At 56.0% G+C, this 15156-nt stretch carries 18 protein-coding genes; 14 read left to right on the top strand and 4 right to left on the bottom strand.

The genetic code is table 11. The annotated features are described in order from the left end of the window. Positions 1–8: 8 nt before the first annotated feature. The 5 genes from CG67_RS03915 to CG67_RS03895 all read left to right on the top strand — a co-directional run bounded on the left by CG67_RS03915 (position 9) and on the right by CG67_RS03895 (position 4947). Positions 9–854 (top strand): GNAT family N-acetyltransferase, encoded by an 846-nt coding sequence (locus CG67_RS03915; RefSeq protein WP_025901683.1) that lies wholly within the window; start codon positions 9–11, stop codon positions 852–854. Next, positions 854–1780 carry a glyoxylate/hydroxypyruvate reductase A gene (locus tag CG67_RS03910; protein WP_025901682.1) on the top strand — a complete coding sequence of 309 codons (927 nt, stop codon included), beginning with the start codon at positions 854–856 and terminating at the stop codon, positions 1778–1780. The genes CG67_RS03915 and CG67_RS03910 overlap by 1 nt, the downstream gene beginning before the upstream one ends. A 4-nt stretch (positions 1781–1784) precedes the next feature. Further along, positions 1785–2915: a M20 aminoacylase family protein gene (locus tag CG67_RS03905; protein WP_025901681.1), complete on the top strand. Its 1131-nt coding sequence runs from the start codon at positions 1785–1787 to the stop codon at positions 2913–2915. A 112-nt stretch (positions 2916–3027) separates the two neighbouring features. Then, entirely contained in the window at positions 3028–4323 is a 1296-nt protein-coding gene (locus CG67_RS03900; protein WP_025901680.1) for an aspartate aminotransferase family protein, read from the top strand. A gap of 96 nt (positions 4324–4419) precedes the next feature. Then, a complete protein-coding gene (locus tag CG67_RS03895) occupies positions 4420–4947 on the top strand; it encodes an Lrp/AsnC family transcriptional regulator (RefSeq protein WP_025901679.1) in 528 nt (175 codons plus the stop codon). Positions 4948–4998: 51 nt separating this feature from the next. On the opposite strand, the gene CG67_RS03890 is transcribed toward CG67_RS03895, so the two are convergent. The 4 genes from CG67_RS03890 to CG67_RS03875 all read right to left on the bottom strand — a co-directional run bounded on the left by CG67_RS03890 (position 4999) and on the right by CG67_RS03875 (position 7837). Continuing rightward, a complete protein-coding gene (locus CG67_RS03890; RefSeq protein WP_025901678.1) occupies positions 4999–5289 on the bottom strand; it encodes a DUF1330 domain-containing protein in 291 nt (96 codons plus the stop codon). 4 nt (positions 5290–5293) lie between these two features. Next, complete coding sequence (locus CG67_RS03885; RefSeq protein ID WP_025901677.1) at positions 5294–5974, bottom strand: type 1 glutamine amidotransferase domain-containing protein; 681 nt, start codon at positions 5972–5974, stop codon at positions 5294–5296. A gap of 39 nt (positions 5975–6013) precedes the next feature. Further along, positions 6014–7048, bottom strand: coding sequence for an NADP-dependent oxidoreductase (locus CG67_RS03880; RefSeq protein ID WP_025901676.1), 1035 nt, complete (start codon positions 7046–7048; stop codon positions 6014–6016). Positions 7049–7240: 192 nt separating this feature from the next. Beyond that, positions 7241–7837 carry a TetR/AcrR family transcriptional regulator gene (locus tag CG67_RS03875; RefSeq protein WP_025901675.1) on the bottom strand — a complete coding sequence of 199 codons (597 nt, stop codon included), beginning with the start codon at positions 7835–7837 and terminating at the stop codon, positions 7241–7243. A 491-nt stretch (positions 7838–8328) separates the two neighbouring features. On the opposite strand from CG67_RS03875, the gene CG67_RS18690 reads away from it, so the two are divergent. The 9 genes from CG67_RS18690 (at position 8329) to CG67_RS03835 (ending at position 15126) form a co-directional block, all read left to right on the top strand. Next, the gene (locus CG67_RS18690) at positions 8329–8607 is read left to right on the top strand and encodes a hypothetical protein (RefSeq protein WP_305809600.1); all 279 of its coding nucleotides are present in this window, start codon (positions 8329–8331) and stop codon (positions 8605–8607) included. A 162-nt stretch (positions 8608–8769) separates the two neighbouring features. Next, complete coding sequence (locus tag CG67_RS03870) at positions 8770–10017, top strand: phospholipase effector Tle1 domain-containing protein (RefSeq protein WP_371190666.1); 1248 nt, start codon at positions 8770–8772, stop codon at positions 10015–10017. A 10-nt stretch (positions 10018–10027) separates the two neighbouring features. After that, the gene (locus CG67_RS03865; RefSeq protein ID WP_038024676.1) at positions 10028–10714 is read left to right on the top strand and encodes a DUF2931 family protein; all 687 of its coding nucleotides are present in this window, start codon (positions 10028–10030) and stop codon (positions 10712–10714) included. 39 nt (positions 10715–10753) lie between these two features. After that, positions 10754–11458: a DUF2931 family protein gene (locus CG67_RS03860; protein ID WP_025901673.1), complete on the top strand. Its 705-nt coding sequence runs from the start codon at positions 10754–10756 to the stop codon at positions 11456–11458. A 38-nt stretch (positions 11459–11496) separates the two neighbouring features. After that, the gene (locus tag CG67_RS03855; RefSeq protein WP_025901672.1) at positions 11497–12198 is read left to right on the top strand and encodes a DUF2931 family protein; all 702 of its coding nucleotides are present in this window, start codon (positions 11497–11499) and stop codon (positions 12196–12198) included. A gap of 38 nt (positions 12199–12236) precedes the next feature. Further along, entirely contained in the window at positions 12237–12926 is a 690-nt protein-coding gene (locus tag CG67_RS03850; RefSeq protein ID WP_038024664.1) for a DUF2931 family protein, read from the top strand. A 38-nt stretch (positions 12927–12964) separates the two neighbouring features. Beyond that, a complete protein-coding gene (locus tag CG67_RS03845; RefSeq protein ID WP_038024661.1) occupies positions 12965–13654 on the top strand; it encodes a DUF2931 family protein in 690 nt (229 codons plus the stop codon). Between the two features lie 39 nt (positions 13655–13693). Continuing rightward, positions 13694–14383: a DUF2931 family protein gene (locus tag CG67_RS03840; RefSeq protein WP_025901669.1), complete on the top strand. Its 690-nt coding sequence runs from the start codon at positions 13694–13696 to the stop codon at positions 14381–14383. Positions 14384–14421: 38 nt separating this feature from the next. Continuing rightward, on the top strand, positions 14422–15126 hold the full coding sequence (locus CG67_RS03835; RefSeq protein WP_038024660.1) for a DUF2931 family protein: 705 nt from the start codon (positions 14422–14424) through the stop codon (positions 15124–15126). The last annotated feature ends 30 nt before the right edge of the window (positions 15127–15156 follow it).

Here is a 15156-nt window from a genome sequence, read left to right as displayed (position 1 = left end):
GAGAAAGAATGAGCATTGTATTGCGTCAGATGAATGAAAACGATACGGAAACCGGCTACCAACTCAGTCAGCAGGTGAAATGGCCACACCGCCGGGAAGACTGGCTGCAGGCGTACCGGTTGGGGGAAGGGCTGGTGGCCACAGAGGCCGGTAAAACGGTCGGCTGTGCCCTGATCTGGCACTGGGGGGGATCTCATACCCTTGGGCTGGTGATTGTCGACCCTCAGTGTCAGGGACGCGGCATCGGTAAACTATTAATGGAAGGGCTGCTGGAAAAAGCGCCGGAGGGCATGGTCCGGTTACATGCTACCGAAATGGGCAAAGGTCTGTACGAAAAATACGGGTTCAGGCAGCAGTCCCCCATGCATCAGCATCAGTCAGCGTCTCTGCCGCCTTTCCCGGCCGCGGAACCTGCACCCGGTCAGCGGTTACGGGCAGCCACCACCGATGACTTACCCCGTCTGATTGACTATGACTACAGTGCTCACGGATTACGGCGGGCAGCCCTGTATGAAGATTTAGCCGGGTCAGCAGAGTTTATCACCGTGCTGGAGACCGGAGATGAGATCACAGGCTTTGCTGTTGTCAGAAAGTTTGGCCGGGGTTACGTGGTCGGGCCATTACTGGCTCGTGACGAAGCCGCCGCCAGAACCCTGTTCTGTGACTGTGCCGCCAGATTACAGGATGAATTTGTGCGTATCGACACGCAGGGCGAATGGCCGTTCTCCGTCTGGCTGAAAGCTCAGGGTATGCCGGTGGTGGATGCCCCGGTGATGATGGTCCGTGGCACCCCCTGGCAGAAGCGTCCGGAGGCATTTCTCGACTTTGGTCTGTTTTCACAGGCGTTGGGCTAATGAGTATTGTCTATGATTCCGATCAGCATCGCGGCCTGATCTGGCAAGCGTGGCTTGCAGAGCACGCGCCGGATCTGCCGTTTTATCTGTGGCCTGAAACCGGCGACCCGCAACAGGTTAACTATCTGGTGACCTGGTCGGTGCCGGACAACCTGAGCGAGTGTTTCCCGAACCTGAAAGTGATTTTCTCGGTGGGCGCGGGGGCGGATCAGTTTGATTATTCCCGTCTGCCGCCGGGCGTGCGCGTCGTCAGGATGATTGAACCCGGCATTGCACAGAGCATGACGGCGTACATCACTTTTTCGGTACTGGCGCTGCACCGTGAGATACCGATGTATCTCCGCCAGCAGCAAAAAAGAGAATGGAAAAAAGGGCGGATCCTTCCGACAGAAACCCGCCGGGTCGGGATTATGGGGCTGGGGACGCTGGGGGAGGCCGCCGCGCTGCAACTGCTTTCTCTGGGTTTTCGTTGTTCAGGGTGGAGCCGGACGCCGAAGTCGGTCTCCGGGGTGACTTGCTGGTCGGGTGATGAGGAGCTGCAGCCGTTCCTGGCAGAAAGTGACATTCTGGTTTGTCTGTTACCACTGACTTCCCGTACCCGCGGTATTCTGAACCGCGATGTCTTTCAGCAGTTACCCGCGGGGGCCGGCCTTATCCATGCCGGCCGTGGTCAGCAACTAAACCATGACGATTTGCTGACGGCACTGGACAGCGGCCAGCTGAGTCAGGCCATTGTTGATGTGACCGACCCGGAACCCTTACCGGAAGACCACCCTTTCTGGGCGCATCCGTCCCTCTGGTTAACCCCGCATATCGCCAGTGAGACACAGCCGGAAACCTCGGTCAGGGTATTGCTGGAGAATATTCGCTGTCATCAGCGGGGAGCGCCGATAGCAGGTCTGGTGGAACCGGAACGAGGATATTAATGAAATGATCACGGATAAATGGATACAACTGCGGCACAGGCTGCATCAGCACCCTGAAACAGGTTTTAAAGAGTTTCAGACGTCAGAGATTATTGCAGACGAGCTGAACCGCCTGGGGATAGAAGTTCACCGGAATATCGGTAAGACCGGCGTCGTTGGTCTGCTGAAGGGCCGTGACGGGCCGCGGATGATAGGTCTGCGCGCCGATATGGATGCCTTACCAATGAATGACCTGGGGAAACAGCCCTGGGCCAGCCAGCAACCGGGGATTGCCCATGCCTGCGGGCATGACGGTCACACGGTCATGCTGCTGGCCGCCGCGGAAGCCCTGGCGGCGGAACGTGACTTTACCGGTACCGTCTGCTTTATTTTTCAGCCGGCAGAAGAGGGGCTGGCCGGGGCCAGGGCGATGATCGAAGACGCGCTGTTTGAACGATTCCCGTGTGATGCTGTTTACGCTATCCACAACTGGCCGGAATTACCGGCCGGGGAGTTCCGTAGCCGGGCAGGCCCGATCATGGCTGCCGGGGACCGGTTCGATATCACCCTGACCGGGACGGGGGGGCATGCGGCGCAGCCTCATCTGACCCATGATACGTTGCTGGCGGTCAGCGAACTGGTGGTGGCACTGAATACCCTGGTGTCCCGGGCACTGGCACCGTATGAACCGGCGGTATTAACGGTGACCCGCATTCAGGGGGGGCATTCACATAATATGATCCCCTCCGACGCATCCGTCACCGGGACGGTGCGTACTTTCACCCCCGGGGCACAGGACATTATCGAACGGCAGTTACGGCATATGGCGGGTCATATCAGCGCGGCCCACGGGCTGACGGCAGAAGTCAGTTACCACCGGTATTATCCTGCTACCTGCAACAGTGCCCGGGAAACCGGGATTGCTCTGCAGGCCGCTCAGGCCGCGGGCCTGTCCGCACAAACGGCGGAACATCCGGCGCTCACCTCTGAAGACTTCTCCTTTATGCTGCAGCAGAAACCGGGAGCGTATGTCTGGCTGGGTTCCGGCCCCGGTGCGGCCTTACACCAGGCGGAATACGATTTTAATGATGAGGTTATCCCTTACGGCGTGCGCTGGTGGCGTCAGCTGGTCGCACTCGAGCTGGGCGGAGAGTAACGTACCGGCCACGTATTTTCAGGCACAGGGTCTCTGCCGCATGCAGGGCAGCGCAGATTTCTGGGGAGACAGTCTTTTTATCATGTGACTCATCAGTCGCGGGGAAAAGTGTATGAGCGAAGTAATGACGGCCTTTCCGGCCAGTAATGACCACTGGCTTGACGCGCGTAACAGAGAAATCCCCGCCGGACTTGTGACAGTCCATCCGTTGGTTATCGGGAAAGGGCGCGGCGCAGAGGTGTGGGATGTCGAAGGTACCCGTTATCTTGATTTTGCGGGCGGTAGCGGCGGACTGAATATCGGGCATAATCACCCGGCCGTCGTCTCTGCCATCACCCGGCAATTGAACCAATTCACCGGCGACTGCTTCCGCGTGGCTGCCAGCCCCTTGTATATCCGGCTGGCCTGCCGGCTTAATCAACTGGTGGGCGGCGACGAAGCCTTTCAGACGGTGTTCTTCAATACCGGGGCAGACGCGGTGGCACAGGCAGTTAACAGTGCCCGGGCATTTACCGGACGCCCCGGTATTATCACCTTCGAGGGGGCATTTCATCACTCTTCTCTGGCAGACTGCCGGCTGACCGGCCATAGTCCGGTCGGGCAGGCGGACTCAGCACACGGGGCCAGCGACGTTTGCTCACTGCCGTATCCCGACAGCTCGCGTGGGATTTCTGAAGCAGACTGCCGGGCGGCCCTGTGGCACTGTCTGGCAGGCGGAGAGCGTGCGGGGCAGGTCGCTGCCATTCTTCTGGAGCCCATTCAGGGTGAGAGTGGGATCATCCCGGCTCCGGCTTCATTTATGCAGTATCTGCAGCGGATTTGCCGGCAGTACGATATGTTACTGATTTGCGATGAACTGCAGAGTGGCTTCGGCCGCACCGGCGAGATGTTTGCCTATGAACAGTCAGGGGTCATGCCGGATCTGGTGATCACCGGCAACCCGGGTACAGGCTTACCGATGTCGGCAGTCACGGGCCGTCGTGCGGTAATGAATGCCTCCCGGCCGGTCAGTCCTCAGGGGGGGAACGCCTTAGCCTGCGCTGCCGCGCTGGCAGTCCTTGAAGTGCTCGGAGAGGAAGACCTGCTGAACCGCAGTCTGCTACTGGGTGAGCGATTGTCTCAGCGGTTAGTACAAATGCGCGAAAAATATGCCTGCCTGCGGTATGTGCGTGGTCGTGGTCTGATGCTCGCGGTCGAAATTGTCGACCCCGATACGGGTAAACGCGATGCCGCTCTGGCGCAGGCTATCCTGGATGCGGCCTGTATCGAAGGATTATTGCTGGTCCGCTGCGGATTATACCGGAATGTTATCCGGTTTCTGGCACCGCTGGTCACCACAAACGCCCAGCTGGAAGAGGCATTTCATCTGTTCGAACTCGCCCTCGCCCGGGCAACAGGGAGGTTATAACATCATGATTTTCATATTTAAACAGTAGCCCTCCTGCATTAATGCGTGGTATATCAATAGTTACAGACCACGCCTTAAGGACACTCAGGGGACTTTATGAACGGCTTACTGAAACTGGATCGTCTGGATATTGCTATTCTTTCGCACCTGCAAAAAGACGGGCGTATCAGTAATGTTCATCTGGCCGACGCGGTAGGGTTATCCCCCAGTCCCTGCCTGCAACGGGTAAAGCGGCTGGAAGCCGCCGGATTTATTACCGGCTATGAGGCACATATCAATCTGGCGAAAATTACCGAGTCGGTCAGTGTTTTTACCGAAGTCACACTGGCCGGACACCGTCGGGAAGACTTCCGGCGTTTTGAACAGCGTTTAGCACAGGTCAGTGAAATCATGGAATGCCATGTGATCACCGGAGGATACGACTACCTGCTACGCTTTATGACCCGCAGTATTGAGCATTATCAGCAAGTGATTGAGGGATTACTGGATGACGATATTGGTATCGAAAAATACTTCAGCTATATCGTGATCAAATCACCGATACTTAAAAGCAGTATGCCGTTGCAAAATCTGCTGGGACATCAGGAAAGGGCGGGTGACGAGGAAAGCACGGTCGGCCGCTAAACAACCGGACTGACGGAGACCGGCCAGCGACTGACCGGTTTCCGCCAGGTTTCAGGCAATACCGTCCGTGAGAACGACCCGGTATTTTGCCCCTTTCAGACGATGCTGTTTAGCCGCCTGATAAGCCGGGCTGTGATACCAGGCGCGGGCGGCTGCCATATCCGGGAAGCTCAGCAGCACGACCCCCTCTGCCGCGGGGCCTTCCAGACCTTCAGCCTGACCATAGAAGGCCAGAGGGGTTATCGGATGCTCGCCTCGCGCGTCTGCGGCTTTCTGCGCATATATTTCCATCTCGTCCTGATCCAGTGTTTCGTCGCGGATAAAAATAATATAAGCGCTCATGATATTACCCTTTCAGTGCCTGTAGCAGGGCCTGGGCAGTTGCGGCAGAAGACCCCGGGTTCTGGCCGGTGATCAGCAGACCATCGGTCACCACATAAGATCCCCAGTCCGGGCCTTTACTGTAATCAGAGCCGTTTTCTTTCAGCATATCTTCCACCAGGAAAGGCACGATATCCGTCAGTTGCACGGCAGCTTCTTCACTGTTGCTGAACCCGGTCGTCCGCAGACCACGGACCAGAGGTTCGCCGGAGGGTTTTTTGACACCGCGCAGTACGCCCGGGGCATGGCAGACGGCAGCCACCGGACGTCCCTTCGCCAGGGTCTGTTCGATAGCGGTAATGGAGTCTTTATCGGTGGCCAGGTCCCATAACGGGCCATGGCCGCCCGGGTAGAAAATGGCGTCGAACTGGTCGACGTTGACCGATTTAAGCGCAACAGTGTTGGCCAGTTCGTTTTTCGCGGCCTCGTCTTTTTCGAAACGACGGGTCTCATCGGTCTGAAAATCAGGCAGATTACTTTTCGGGTCCAGAGGCGGCTGCCCGCCGAGAGGTGAGGCCAGAGTCAGCTCCGCCCCGGCATCTTTAAAGACATAATAAGGGGCAGCCAGCTCTTCCAGCCAGAATCCCGTTTTTTCGCCAGTGTTACCCAGTGTGTCGTGCGATGTCAGTACAATCAGAATTTTCATTGTTTATCCTTGTAGCGGGTTCAGTCATCGTGTGCAGGTTTAATCATCCGCCAGCCGGATCACCAGCTTACCGAAGTTGTGACCCTGTAACATTCCGCTGAGTGCCCCGGGGGCGTACTCCAGGCCATCGATCACCTGTTCGCGATAATGAATTTTTCCCTGACGGATCCAGTCCGTCATCAGCGTACGGAACGCCGGGAAATGCGGGGCATAGTCATCAAAAATAATAAAACCCTGCAGACGAATACGTTTTTTCAGCAGCGTACCGATAAACGCCGGCAGGCGATCACCCCCGGAGGCCGCACCGGTGTCATTATAATGAGCGACCGTGCCGCACAGGGGAATACGTGCTTTCGGGTTGAGCAGCGGCACGACAGCCTCAAAGACCGCACCGCCAACGTTTTCAAAGTAAATATCAATCCCGTCCGGGCAGGCGGCTTTCAGTTGCTCTGCAAAGCCGGCATCTTTGTGATTCAGGCAAAGATCGAAGCCGGCGTGTTCAACAGCATCCCGGCATTTTTCATCACTGCCGGCCACGCCGACCACACGACAGCCTTTCAGCTTCGCTATCTGACCGACGGTGCTGCCGACAGGGCCTGTCGCCGCCGCAACAACCAGCGTTTCACCGGCGACAGGCTGGCCGATATCGGTCAGTCCCATATACGCGGTGAAACCCGGCATTCCGGTGACACCCAGAGACAGTGACGGCTGCTGCGGATTCGCCCCGAGATTAACCACGCCTTTACCGTCGGACAGGGCATAGTCCTGCCATCCGCCGTAGGCCAGTACCCAGTCATCTTTTTTAAATTCCGGATGCAGGGAGCTGACCACACGACTGATAGTGGCACCGACCATCACATCACCGATAGCGACAGGGGCGGCATAAGAAGGTGCATCACTCATGCGGCCACGCATATAAGGGTCGAGAGACAGATACACCGTACGCAGCAGCATTTGTCCTTCTGCCGGCTCCGGCAGTCCGGCATTTTCGAGGCGGAAGTTTTCCGCCGTCGGAAGCCCGACAGGGCGTGAGGCCAGTACCCAGCGGCGGTTTATGTGAGCTGTTTGTTGCATATCTGTCTCCGGAGATTTAATCAGACCAGTCGTCTGGATATTAAAAAAGGCAGCCGTCATTAGCGGGGAAAGCCGGGATACAGTTAAACAGTTTTCCACCAGGTCTGAAATTAGACCAGTCGTCTAGATAGTAAAAGAAAACTGAGTGACTGATAAGAGCAGCGTCCCTGAAACGCACATATTAATAAATGATTATAGCTGCAATAAGCGTTTTGTCAGGGGCATTGCAGAAGCCAGGGGAGAAAGGCTGCCGGTCATTTTCCCCATCAGACTGGCCCCCAGCCATAATTGATAGAGCGCGCCGGCAAACACCAGGCACCCTTCCGGCGGGGGAACAAAGCTGTTTTCCGCCACCATCCGTTCAAGCTGTACGGCCAGTCGCCGGACTATACGGGTGGTCCCCTGTTCAAGAGCCAGGCGCATCGGCTCGGATAAATCACTGACCTCCGCACCCAGCTTTACCGCCAGACACTGATACCCTTTGGGAATATTGTCTTCGTTTGTGGCGGTCCAGCTCTGCCAGTAGTTCATCATGGCCTGTGCGGCATCCTGTCCGGCGCCGAGCAGCTCCTCCATCGTCTCCAGATAGCGTGTGAAATAGTCTTCCAGCATCAGGGTGCCGAACTCTTCTTTGGAAGCAAAGTAATAGTAAAACGATCCTTTGGGAACGCCGGCAGCGGTCAGGATCTCATTCAGGCCAACGGCGGAAAATCCTTTGCGGCTGAATATGTTCTTAGCGACCTCAACTACCCGCTGGCGATTATCGTTAATTGTATTGGATGATTTCATGGCAGGAGGTACCCCGTCTGAGCAGTGGGCAAATCACCGTCTGCCGGCGGGCAGGCGGTAATGAGAGTGCTCAGTATAAAGAGCGGCCCCGAAATCATCCACCCCCGCGCCGATCCGCCACTGATCCCATCGTCGTCTTTGGCGACCCTGACCGGAATACGATTGTGGTCACTCCTGAGCTATGCGTCACACTTGCGGCATGACTCACTGTTATGAGCTCTGCACTCGTGGCAGCATACGCGGGTTAACAGACGCTTAGCGCTCAGCCCTTCACTCTCAGGAAACTGAGCTGATGAACGGAAGAATATTTCCCCCCAAAGTGAAATGCGAATACGCCGAATGCTCTCCCGATCATGGCATTCGCGTTTTTCAGACCCGTCAGGCAACGGTTTTCCGGCCCATGTCAATGCGAGGCCGGTTTATATAACCTCATGCAGAATGTGCGGGAGCAGGGTATACCCGCGATCACCTTTCGGATGAAAAGGATTTTTATGGCCGAAAATGAAAAAGACAGACCCGGCAAGAGTGATTATTACCGGTATGAAATTATCGGGGAAAGTACACACTTTACCGACGTTCATTGCAGTGAAAAAATTATCCTGTGCCGACGGAAGCCGGTCAGGGGGATTACGCTGACCGTGGGGTTGTTCTTTGATGGCACGGGAAATAACCGAACGAACTCAAATGATCTGCGGCTGGCGTATGCCCACTGCGCCAACCTGGTAGGCGAGGCGCGAGCCGAGGCGTGCGCGAAATATGAAAAGCGGTAAAAAAAGAAGCTGGGAAACGCCAGCTGGCAGGGCGGTCCGACCAATATTTCACGGCTGTTTGACCTTTATCATTGGAACGATGAACTCAAAGGCAGCGAAACAGAGGCGCAGATTAGAGCTTATATCAGTGGCATCGGGACGGCGGACGGGGAAAGCGACTCTATGATGGGGAAAGCGCTGGGAAGCAGCCTTATAAGGCAGTTTGGTGGCGTGGTAACCCGGACCGATGATGCACTTGAGGCACTCACTTCGGCACTGAATGCTTTCATCAATCGTAACCGTGACAACGTAGCGATCATAAAGGTGCAGTTTGATATCTTCGGGTTTAGCCGTGGGGCGGCGGCAGCCCGCCATTTTGCTAACCGGGTGATGAATCAGGATACCGCAATAGCTGCGGCAATTAACAAAGGGTTAGGCGCGACCGGGCATTACGGTAAAGCGGCGGGAGAGGTACGTTTTCTGGGGCTGTTTGATACGGTGGCGGCCATCGGCAGTCTGCTGAACTTCTACGGCCTTAACGGGCGCAGCAATCCCGGGGTGAACCTCGAGCTTCGGCCTTCGGTGGCACAGAAGGTGTTTCAGATAAGCGCGATGCACGAATGCCGGCATAACTTCAGCCTGAACAGCATTGCGGGTATGTGGCCGGAGCTGGCACTGCCGGGAGCGCACTCGGATATCGGAGGGGGCTATAACGCGGGGGAGGATGAAATCTCCCTGCTGACGATGCCGGACTTTGAGGTGATACGCACCAGCGCCGACGAGAGGCAGACGACGGTGTACCGGCAAGCGGAGAAGATGCGCCAGGCGCTGTATTCACTACCGGCACTGAAGTACCTGATGCCGCACGGTGAGGTGGAGACGAAAATGATTTCGTGGCCGCTGGTCAATCATGATAAGGCGCGTGCGTTTGTTTTTGAGAAGAATGTGGGGGCTGCGGTATTTATGACGCGGAAGGCAGTACCGAATGACTGGGAAAAGGTGTGCCTGCGGGTGATGCTGGATGCGGCACAGGACGCCGGGGTTATTTTCGGGGATATTGACCCCGAAAACCCGGACACTGTACTGCCCGCTGAACTGGTTCCCCTATGTGATAAAGCAATAGCGCAGGGGCGGGCGGTACGTCGCGGCGCAGAGCCAAAAGGCTTCACGGCGGAGGAGATGCGGATCATCGGGCATTATCTGCATTGTTCGGCTAACTGGAACATCGACTCGGACCTGGATCTGTGGGTGAATCCATCCACAGGAGAAGTTTTTCTGCGAAACCACTATTCACCGACGGATAAGACTTCTTTTGTCTGGCCGATGGCTCCGGGATTGGGGTGGGTACGGACAGTGTGGCGAATGGATGATCAGCAGCAGTGGGAAGACAGGGTACGGGCGAACGCAAATGCGCTGGAAGGACTTTTCTGAGGAGGCAGGGATGAAACGATTAGCGCTGATAGCGGGGGTACTGGGGATTATGGTGCTGGCCGGCTGCCACGATCGGCGGGCCGGGGTAAAGTCGCTATTAGGAGATGGCGTGGAGCAATGGGGGCAGAAGCTGCCTTACGATCACTGGGAATTCAATTTTATCTACCCCGTCAATCTGCCGGCGCTGGTAACGCTGGTGTACCTGGAGGACGGAGATATCCGGGAAAGCATCTTCCGGCGACCCGACTCGGCCCGGCCGAGTCAGAGCAGCGTGGGGAGGTGGGGCCATAAGATGGGCGGTTTTTTAGCCTACGCTAATATCGGTAAAGCGTTACCGGTCAGGATGACGGTGTGCTGGGACTCGGTGATCGATAAAAAGGAATATGAGACGGAGCTCTGGTTCAGCCGGGAGACCTGGCAGCAGATGCTTACGGCCTATCCTGATACCTATCGCCCAGGGGAAACGTATTACCGGAACAGAATGATTATTGGTCTGCCTCCCGGAGGGAAAGTCAGAGTATGGTTGAAAGACAATAGTAATCCTTCCGTACTTCAGGCTCCCGCGCGGCAGTTTACTCTGACGGGGGAGGATAGGCTGATCTGCAAAGGGATCACAAAGCATCCCAACGGATATGTGTATTACGGAAAGACACCCGACTTCATCAAAGGGAAAAGTTATCCGTATGGCGAGTGGTAGGACATAACCTGCCGGAAGGACTTTTCTGAGGAGACAGGGATGAAACGATTAGCGCTGATGGTGGGTGTTGTACTGGGGGGCATGGTGCTGGCAGGCTGCCATGACCGGCGGGCCGGGGTAAAGTCGCTGTTAGGGGATGGCGTGGATCAGTGGGGGCAGAAACTGCCTTACGATCACTGGGAATTCAATTTTATCTACCCCGTCAATCTGCCGGCGCTGGTAACGCTGGTGTATCTGGAGGACGGCGATATCCGGGAAAGCATCTTCCGGCGACCCGACTCGGCCCAGCCGAGTCAGAGCAGCGTGGGGAGGTGGAGCCATAAGATGGGCGGTTTTTTAGCCTACGCTAATACCGGTAAAGCGTTACCGGTCAGGATGACGGTATGCTGGGACTCGGTGATCGATAAAAAGGCGTATGAGACGGAGATCTGGTTCAGCCGGGAGACATGGCAGCAGATGCTTGCGGCCTATCCTGATACCTATCGTCCGGGGGAAACGTATTACCGTAACAGAATGATTATTGGTCTGCCTCCCGGAGGGAAAGTCAGAGTATGGTTGAAAGACAATAGTAATCCTTCCGTACTTCAGGCTCCCGCCCGGCAGTTTACTCTGACGGGGGATGATAGGCTGATCTGTAAGCACGTTCCCGACCGGATTAATTTTAAGTCTATCGATGTTAACGGTTACGATCCCTTTATCCGTGATTTTATCAAAGGGAAAAGTTATCCGTATGGCGAATGGTAGGACATAACCTGCCGGAAGGACTTTCTGAGGAGGCAGGGATGAAACGATTAGTACTGATGGCGGGTGTACTGGGAGCTATGGTGCTGGCCGGCTGCCATGATCGGCGGGCCGGGGTAAAGTCGCTGTTAGGGGACGGCGTGGAGCAGTGGGGGCAGAAGCTGCCTTACGATCACTGGCAGTTTAATTTTATCTACCCCGTCAACCTGCCGGCGCTGGTGACGATGGTGTATCTGGAAGACGGAGATATCCGGGAAAGCATTCTCCGGCGACCCGACTCGGCCGGGCAGAGTCAGAGCAGCGTAGGGAGATGGGGCCAGCGGGTGGGAGGTCTTTTAGCCTACGCTAATATCGGTAAAGCGTTACCGGTCAGGATGACGGTGTGCTGGGACTCGGTGATCGATAAAAAGGCGTATGAGACGGAGATCTGGTTCAGCCGGGAAACATGGCAGCAGATGCTTGCGACCTATCCTGATACCTATCGTCCGGGGGAAACGTATTACCGTAACAGAATGGCGATTGGTCTGGCGCCGGGCGGAACCGTGCGGGTCTGGCTTGAGGACAACGGTAATCCTTCCGTACTTCAGGCTCCCGCGCGGCAGTTTACTCTGAGGGGGGATGATAGGCTGATCTGTAAGCACGTTCCCGACCGGATTAATTTTAAGTCTATCGATGTTAACGGTTACGATCCCTTCATCCGTGATTTTATCAAAGGGAAAAACTATCCGTATGGCGAATGGTAGGACATAACCCACCGGAAGGACTTTCTGAGGAGACAGGGATGAAGCGATTCGCGCTGATAGCGGGTGTTGTACTGGGGATTATGGTGCTTACCGGCTGCCATGATCGGCGGGCCGGGGTAAAGTCGCTGTTAGGTGACGGCGTGGAGCAGTGGGGGCAGAAGCTGCCTTACGATCACTGGGAATTCAATTTTATCTACCCCGTCAATCTGCCGGCGCTGGTAACGATGGTGTACCTGGAGGACGGCGATATCCGGGAAAGCATCTTCCGGCGACCCGACTCGGCCCGGCCGAGTCAGAGCAGCGTGGGGAGGTGGGGCCATAAGATGGGCGGTTTTTTAGCCTACGCTAATATTGCTAAGGCGTTACCGGTCAGGATGACGGTGTGCTGGGACTCGGTGATCGATAAAAAGGAATATGAGACGGAGCTCTGGTTCAGCCGGGAGACATGGCAGCAGATGCTTACGGCCTATCCTGATACCTATCGTCCGGGAAAAACGTATTACCGTAACAGAATGATTATTGGTCTGCCTCCCGGAGGGAAAGTCAGAGTATGGTTGAAAGATAATCGTAATCCTTCCGTACTTCAGGCTCCCGCGCGGCAGTTTACTCTGACGGGGGAGGATAGGCTGATCTGCAAAGGGATCACAAAGCATCCCAACGGATACGTGTATTACGGAAAGACCCCCGACTTCATCAAAGGGAAAAGTTATCCGTATGGCGAGTGGTAGGACATAACCTGCCGGAAGGACTTTCTGAGGAGACAGGGATGAAACGATTAGCGCTGATGGTGGGTGTTGTACTGGGGGGCATGGTGCTGGCAGGCTGCCATGATCGGCGGGCCGGGGTAAAGTCGCTGTTAGGGGATGGCGTGGAGCACTGGGGGCAGAAGCTGCCTTACGATCACTGGCAGTTTAATTTTGTCTACCCCGTCAATCTGCCGGCGCTGGTAACGATGGTGTACCTGGAGGACGGAGATATCCGGGAAAGCATCTTCCGGCGACCGGATCCGACCGGGGCCAGTCAGAGCAGCGTGGGGAGGTGGGGTCAGCGGGTGGGAGGTCTTTTAGCCTACGCTAATATCGGTAAAGCGTTACCGGTCAGGATGACGGTGTGCTGGGACTCGGTGATCGATAAAAAGGAATATGAGACGGAGCTCTGGTTCAGCCGGGAGACATGGCAGCAGATGCTTGCGACCTATCCTGATACCTATCGTCCGGGGGAAACGTATTACCGTAACAGAATGGCGATTGGTCTGGCTCCGGGCGGAACCGTGCGGGTCTGGCTTGAGGACAACGGTAATCCTTCCGTACTTCAGGCTCCCGCCCGGCAGTTTACTCTGACGGGGGATGATAGGCTGATCTGTAAAGGTATCACAAAGCATCCCAACGGATACGTGTATTACGGAAAGACACCCGACTTCATCAAAGGGAAAAGTTATCCGTATGGCGAGTGGTAGGACATAACCCGCCGGAAGGACTTTTCTGAGGAGGCAGGGATGAAACGATTAGCGCTGATGGCGGGTGTTGTACTGGGGGGCATGGTGCTTACCGGCTGCCATGATCGGCGGGCCGGGGTAAAGTCCCTGTTAGGGGACGGCGTGGAGCAGTGGGGGCAGAAGCTGCCTTACGATCACTGGCAGTTTAACATTTTCTACCCCGTCAATCTGCCGGCGCTGGTAACGATGGTGTATCTGGAGGACGGAGATATCCGGGAAAGTATCTTCAGGCGGCTGGATCCGACCGAACCCAGTCAGAGCAGCGTGGGAAGGTGGAGCCAGCGGGTAGGCGGTTTTTCGGCCAATTTTAATATTGCTAAGGCGCTGCCGGTCAGGATGACGGTGTGCTGGGACTCAGTGATCGATAAAAAGGAATATGAAACGGAGATCTGGTTCAGCCGGGAAACATGGCAGCAGATGCTTGCGACCTATCCTGATACCTATCGTCCGGGGGAAACGTATTACCGGGATAATATGATTATCGGACTGGCACCGGGCGGAACCGTGCGCGTCTGGCTTGAGGACAACGGGGATCCTGTAGTACTTCAGGCTCCCGCGCGGCAGTTCACTCTGACGGGGGAGGATAGGCTGATCTGCAAAGGGATCACAAAGCATCCCAACGGATATGTGTATTACGGAAAAACACCTGACTTTATCAAAGGGAAAAGTTATCCGTATGGCGAGTGGTAGGACATAACCCGCCGGAAGGACTTTCTGAGGAGACAGGGATGAAGCGATTAGCGCTGATAGCGGGTGTTGTACTGGGGGGCATGGTGCTTACCGGCTGCCATGATCGGCGGGCCGGGGTAAAGTCGCTGTTAGGTGACGGCGTGGAGCAGTGGGGGCAGAAGCTGCCTTACGATCACTGGCAGTTTAACATTTTCTACCCCGTCAACCTGCCGGCGCTGGTGACGCTGGTGTATCTGGAGGATGGTGATATCCGGGAAAGTATCTTCCGGCGACCCGACTCGGCCCGGCCGAGTCAGAGCAGCGTGGGGAGATGGAGTCAGCGGGTAGGCGGTTTTTCGGCCTACGCTAATATCGGTAAAGCGTTACCGGTCAGGATGACGGTGTGCTGGGACTCGGCGATCGATAAAAAGGCGTATGAGACGGAGATCTGGTTCAGCCGGGAGACATGGCAGCAGATGCTTACGGCCTATCCTGATACCTATCGTCCGGGGGAAACGTATTACCGGGATAATATGATTATCGGACTGGCACCGGGCGGAACCGTGCGGGTCTGGCTTGAGGACAATGGGGATCCTGTAGTACTTCAGGCACCCGCGCGGCAGTTTACTCTGACGGGGGATGATCGGCTGATCTGTAAGCACGTTCCCGACCGGATTAATTTTAAGTCTATCGATGCTAACGGTTACGATCCCTTTATCCGTGATTTTATCAAAGGGAAAAGTTATCCGTATGGCGAGTGGTAAGGCATAACCCGCCGGAAGGACTTTCTGAGG

It is taken from the genome of Tatumella sp. UCD-D_suzukii, assembly GCF_000611875.2.
Classification (GTDB): Bacteria; Pseudomonadota; Gammaproteobacteria; order Enterobacterales; family Enterobacteriaceae; genus Tatumella; species Tatumella ptyseos.
The sequence above is the reverse complement of the archived record's forward strand: the minus strand, read 5'-3'. Positions and strand labels throughout refer to the sequence as shown.

Coding starts and splice junctions, on each gene's coding strand:
- CG67_RS03915 (WP_025901683.1), top strand. CDS start 9: ATGAGCATTGTATTGCGTCAGATGAATGAAAACGATACGGAAACCGGC.
- CG67_RS03910 (WP_025901682.1), top strand. CDS start 854: ATGAGTATTGTCTATGATTCCGATCAGCATCGCGGCCTGATCTGGCAA.
- CG67_RS03905 (WP_025901681.1), top strand. CDS start 1,785: ATGATCACGGATAAATGGATACAACTGCGGCACAGGCTGCATCAGCAC.
- CG67_RS03900 (WP_025901680.1), top strand. CDS start 3,028: ATGAGCGAAGTAATGACGGCCTTTCCGGCCAGTAATGACCACTGGCTT.
- CG67_RS03895 (WP_025901679.1), top strand. CDS start 4,420: ATGAACGGCTTACTGAAACTGGATCGTCTGGATATTGCTATTCTTTCG.
- CG67_RS03890 (WP_025901678.1), bottom strand. CDS start 5,289: ATGAGCGCTTATATTATTTTTATCCGCGACGAAACACTGGATCAGGAC.
- CG67_RS03885 (WP_025901677.1), bottom strand. CDS start 5,974: ATGAAAATTCTGATTGTACTGACATCGCACGACACACTGGGTAACACT.
- CG67_RS03880 (WP_025901676.1), bottom strand. CDS start 7,048: ATGCAACAAACAGCTCACATAAACCGCCGCTGGGTACTGGCCTCACGC.
- CG67_RS03875 (WP_025901675.1), bottom strand. CDS start 7,837: ATGAAATCATCCAATACAATTAACGATAATCGCCAGCGGGTAGTTGAG.
- CG67_RS18690 (WP_305809600.1), top strand. CDS start 8,329: ATGGCCGAAAATGAAAAAGACAGACCCGGCAAGAGTGATTATTACCGG.
- CG67_RS03870 (WP_371190666.1), top strand. CDS start 8,770: ATGATGGGGAAAGCGCTGGGAAGCAGCCTTATAAGGCAGTTTGGTGGC.
- CG67_RS03865 (WP_038024676.1), top strand. CDS start 10,028: ATGAAACGATTAGCGCTGATAGCGGGGGTACTGGGGATTATGGTGCTG.
- CG67_RS03860 (WP_025901673.1), top strand. CDS start 10,754: ATGAAACGATTAGCGCTGATGGTGGGTGTTGTACTGGGGGGCATGGTG.
- CG67_RS03855 (WP_025901672.1), top strand. CDS start 11,497: ATGAAACGATTAGTACTGATGGCGGGTGTACTGGGAGCTATGGTGCTG.
- CG67_RS03850 (WP_038024664.1), top strand. CDS start 12,237: ATGAAGCGATTCGCGCTGATAGCGGGTGTTGTACTGGGGATTATGGTG.
- CG67_RS03845 (WP_038024661.1), top strand. CDS start 12,965: ATGAAACGATTAGCGCTGATGGTGGGTGTTGTACTGGGGGGCATGGTG.
- CG67_RS03840 (WP_025901669.1), top strand. CDS start 13,694: ATGAAACGATTAGCGCTGATGGCGGGTGTTGTACTGGGGGGCATGGTG.
- CG67_RS03835 (WP_038024660.1), top strand. CDS start 14,422: ATGAAGCGATTAGCGCTGATAGCGGGTGTTGTACTGGGGGGCATGGTG.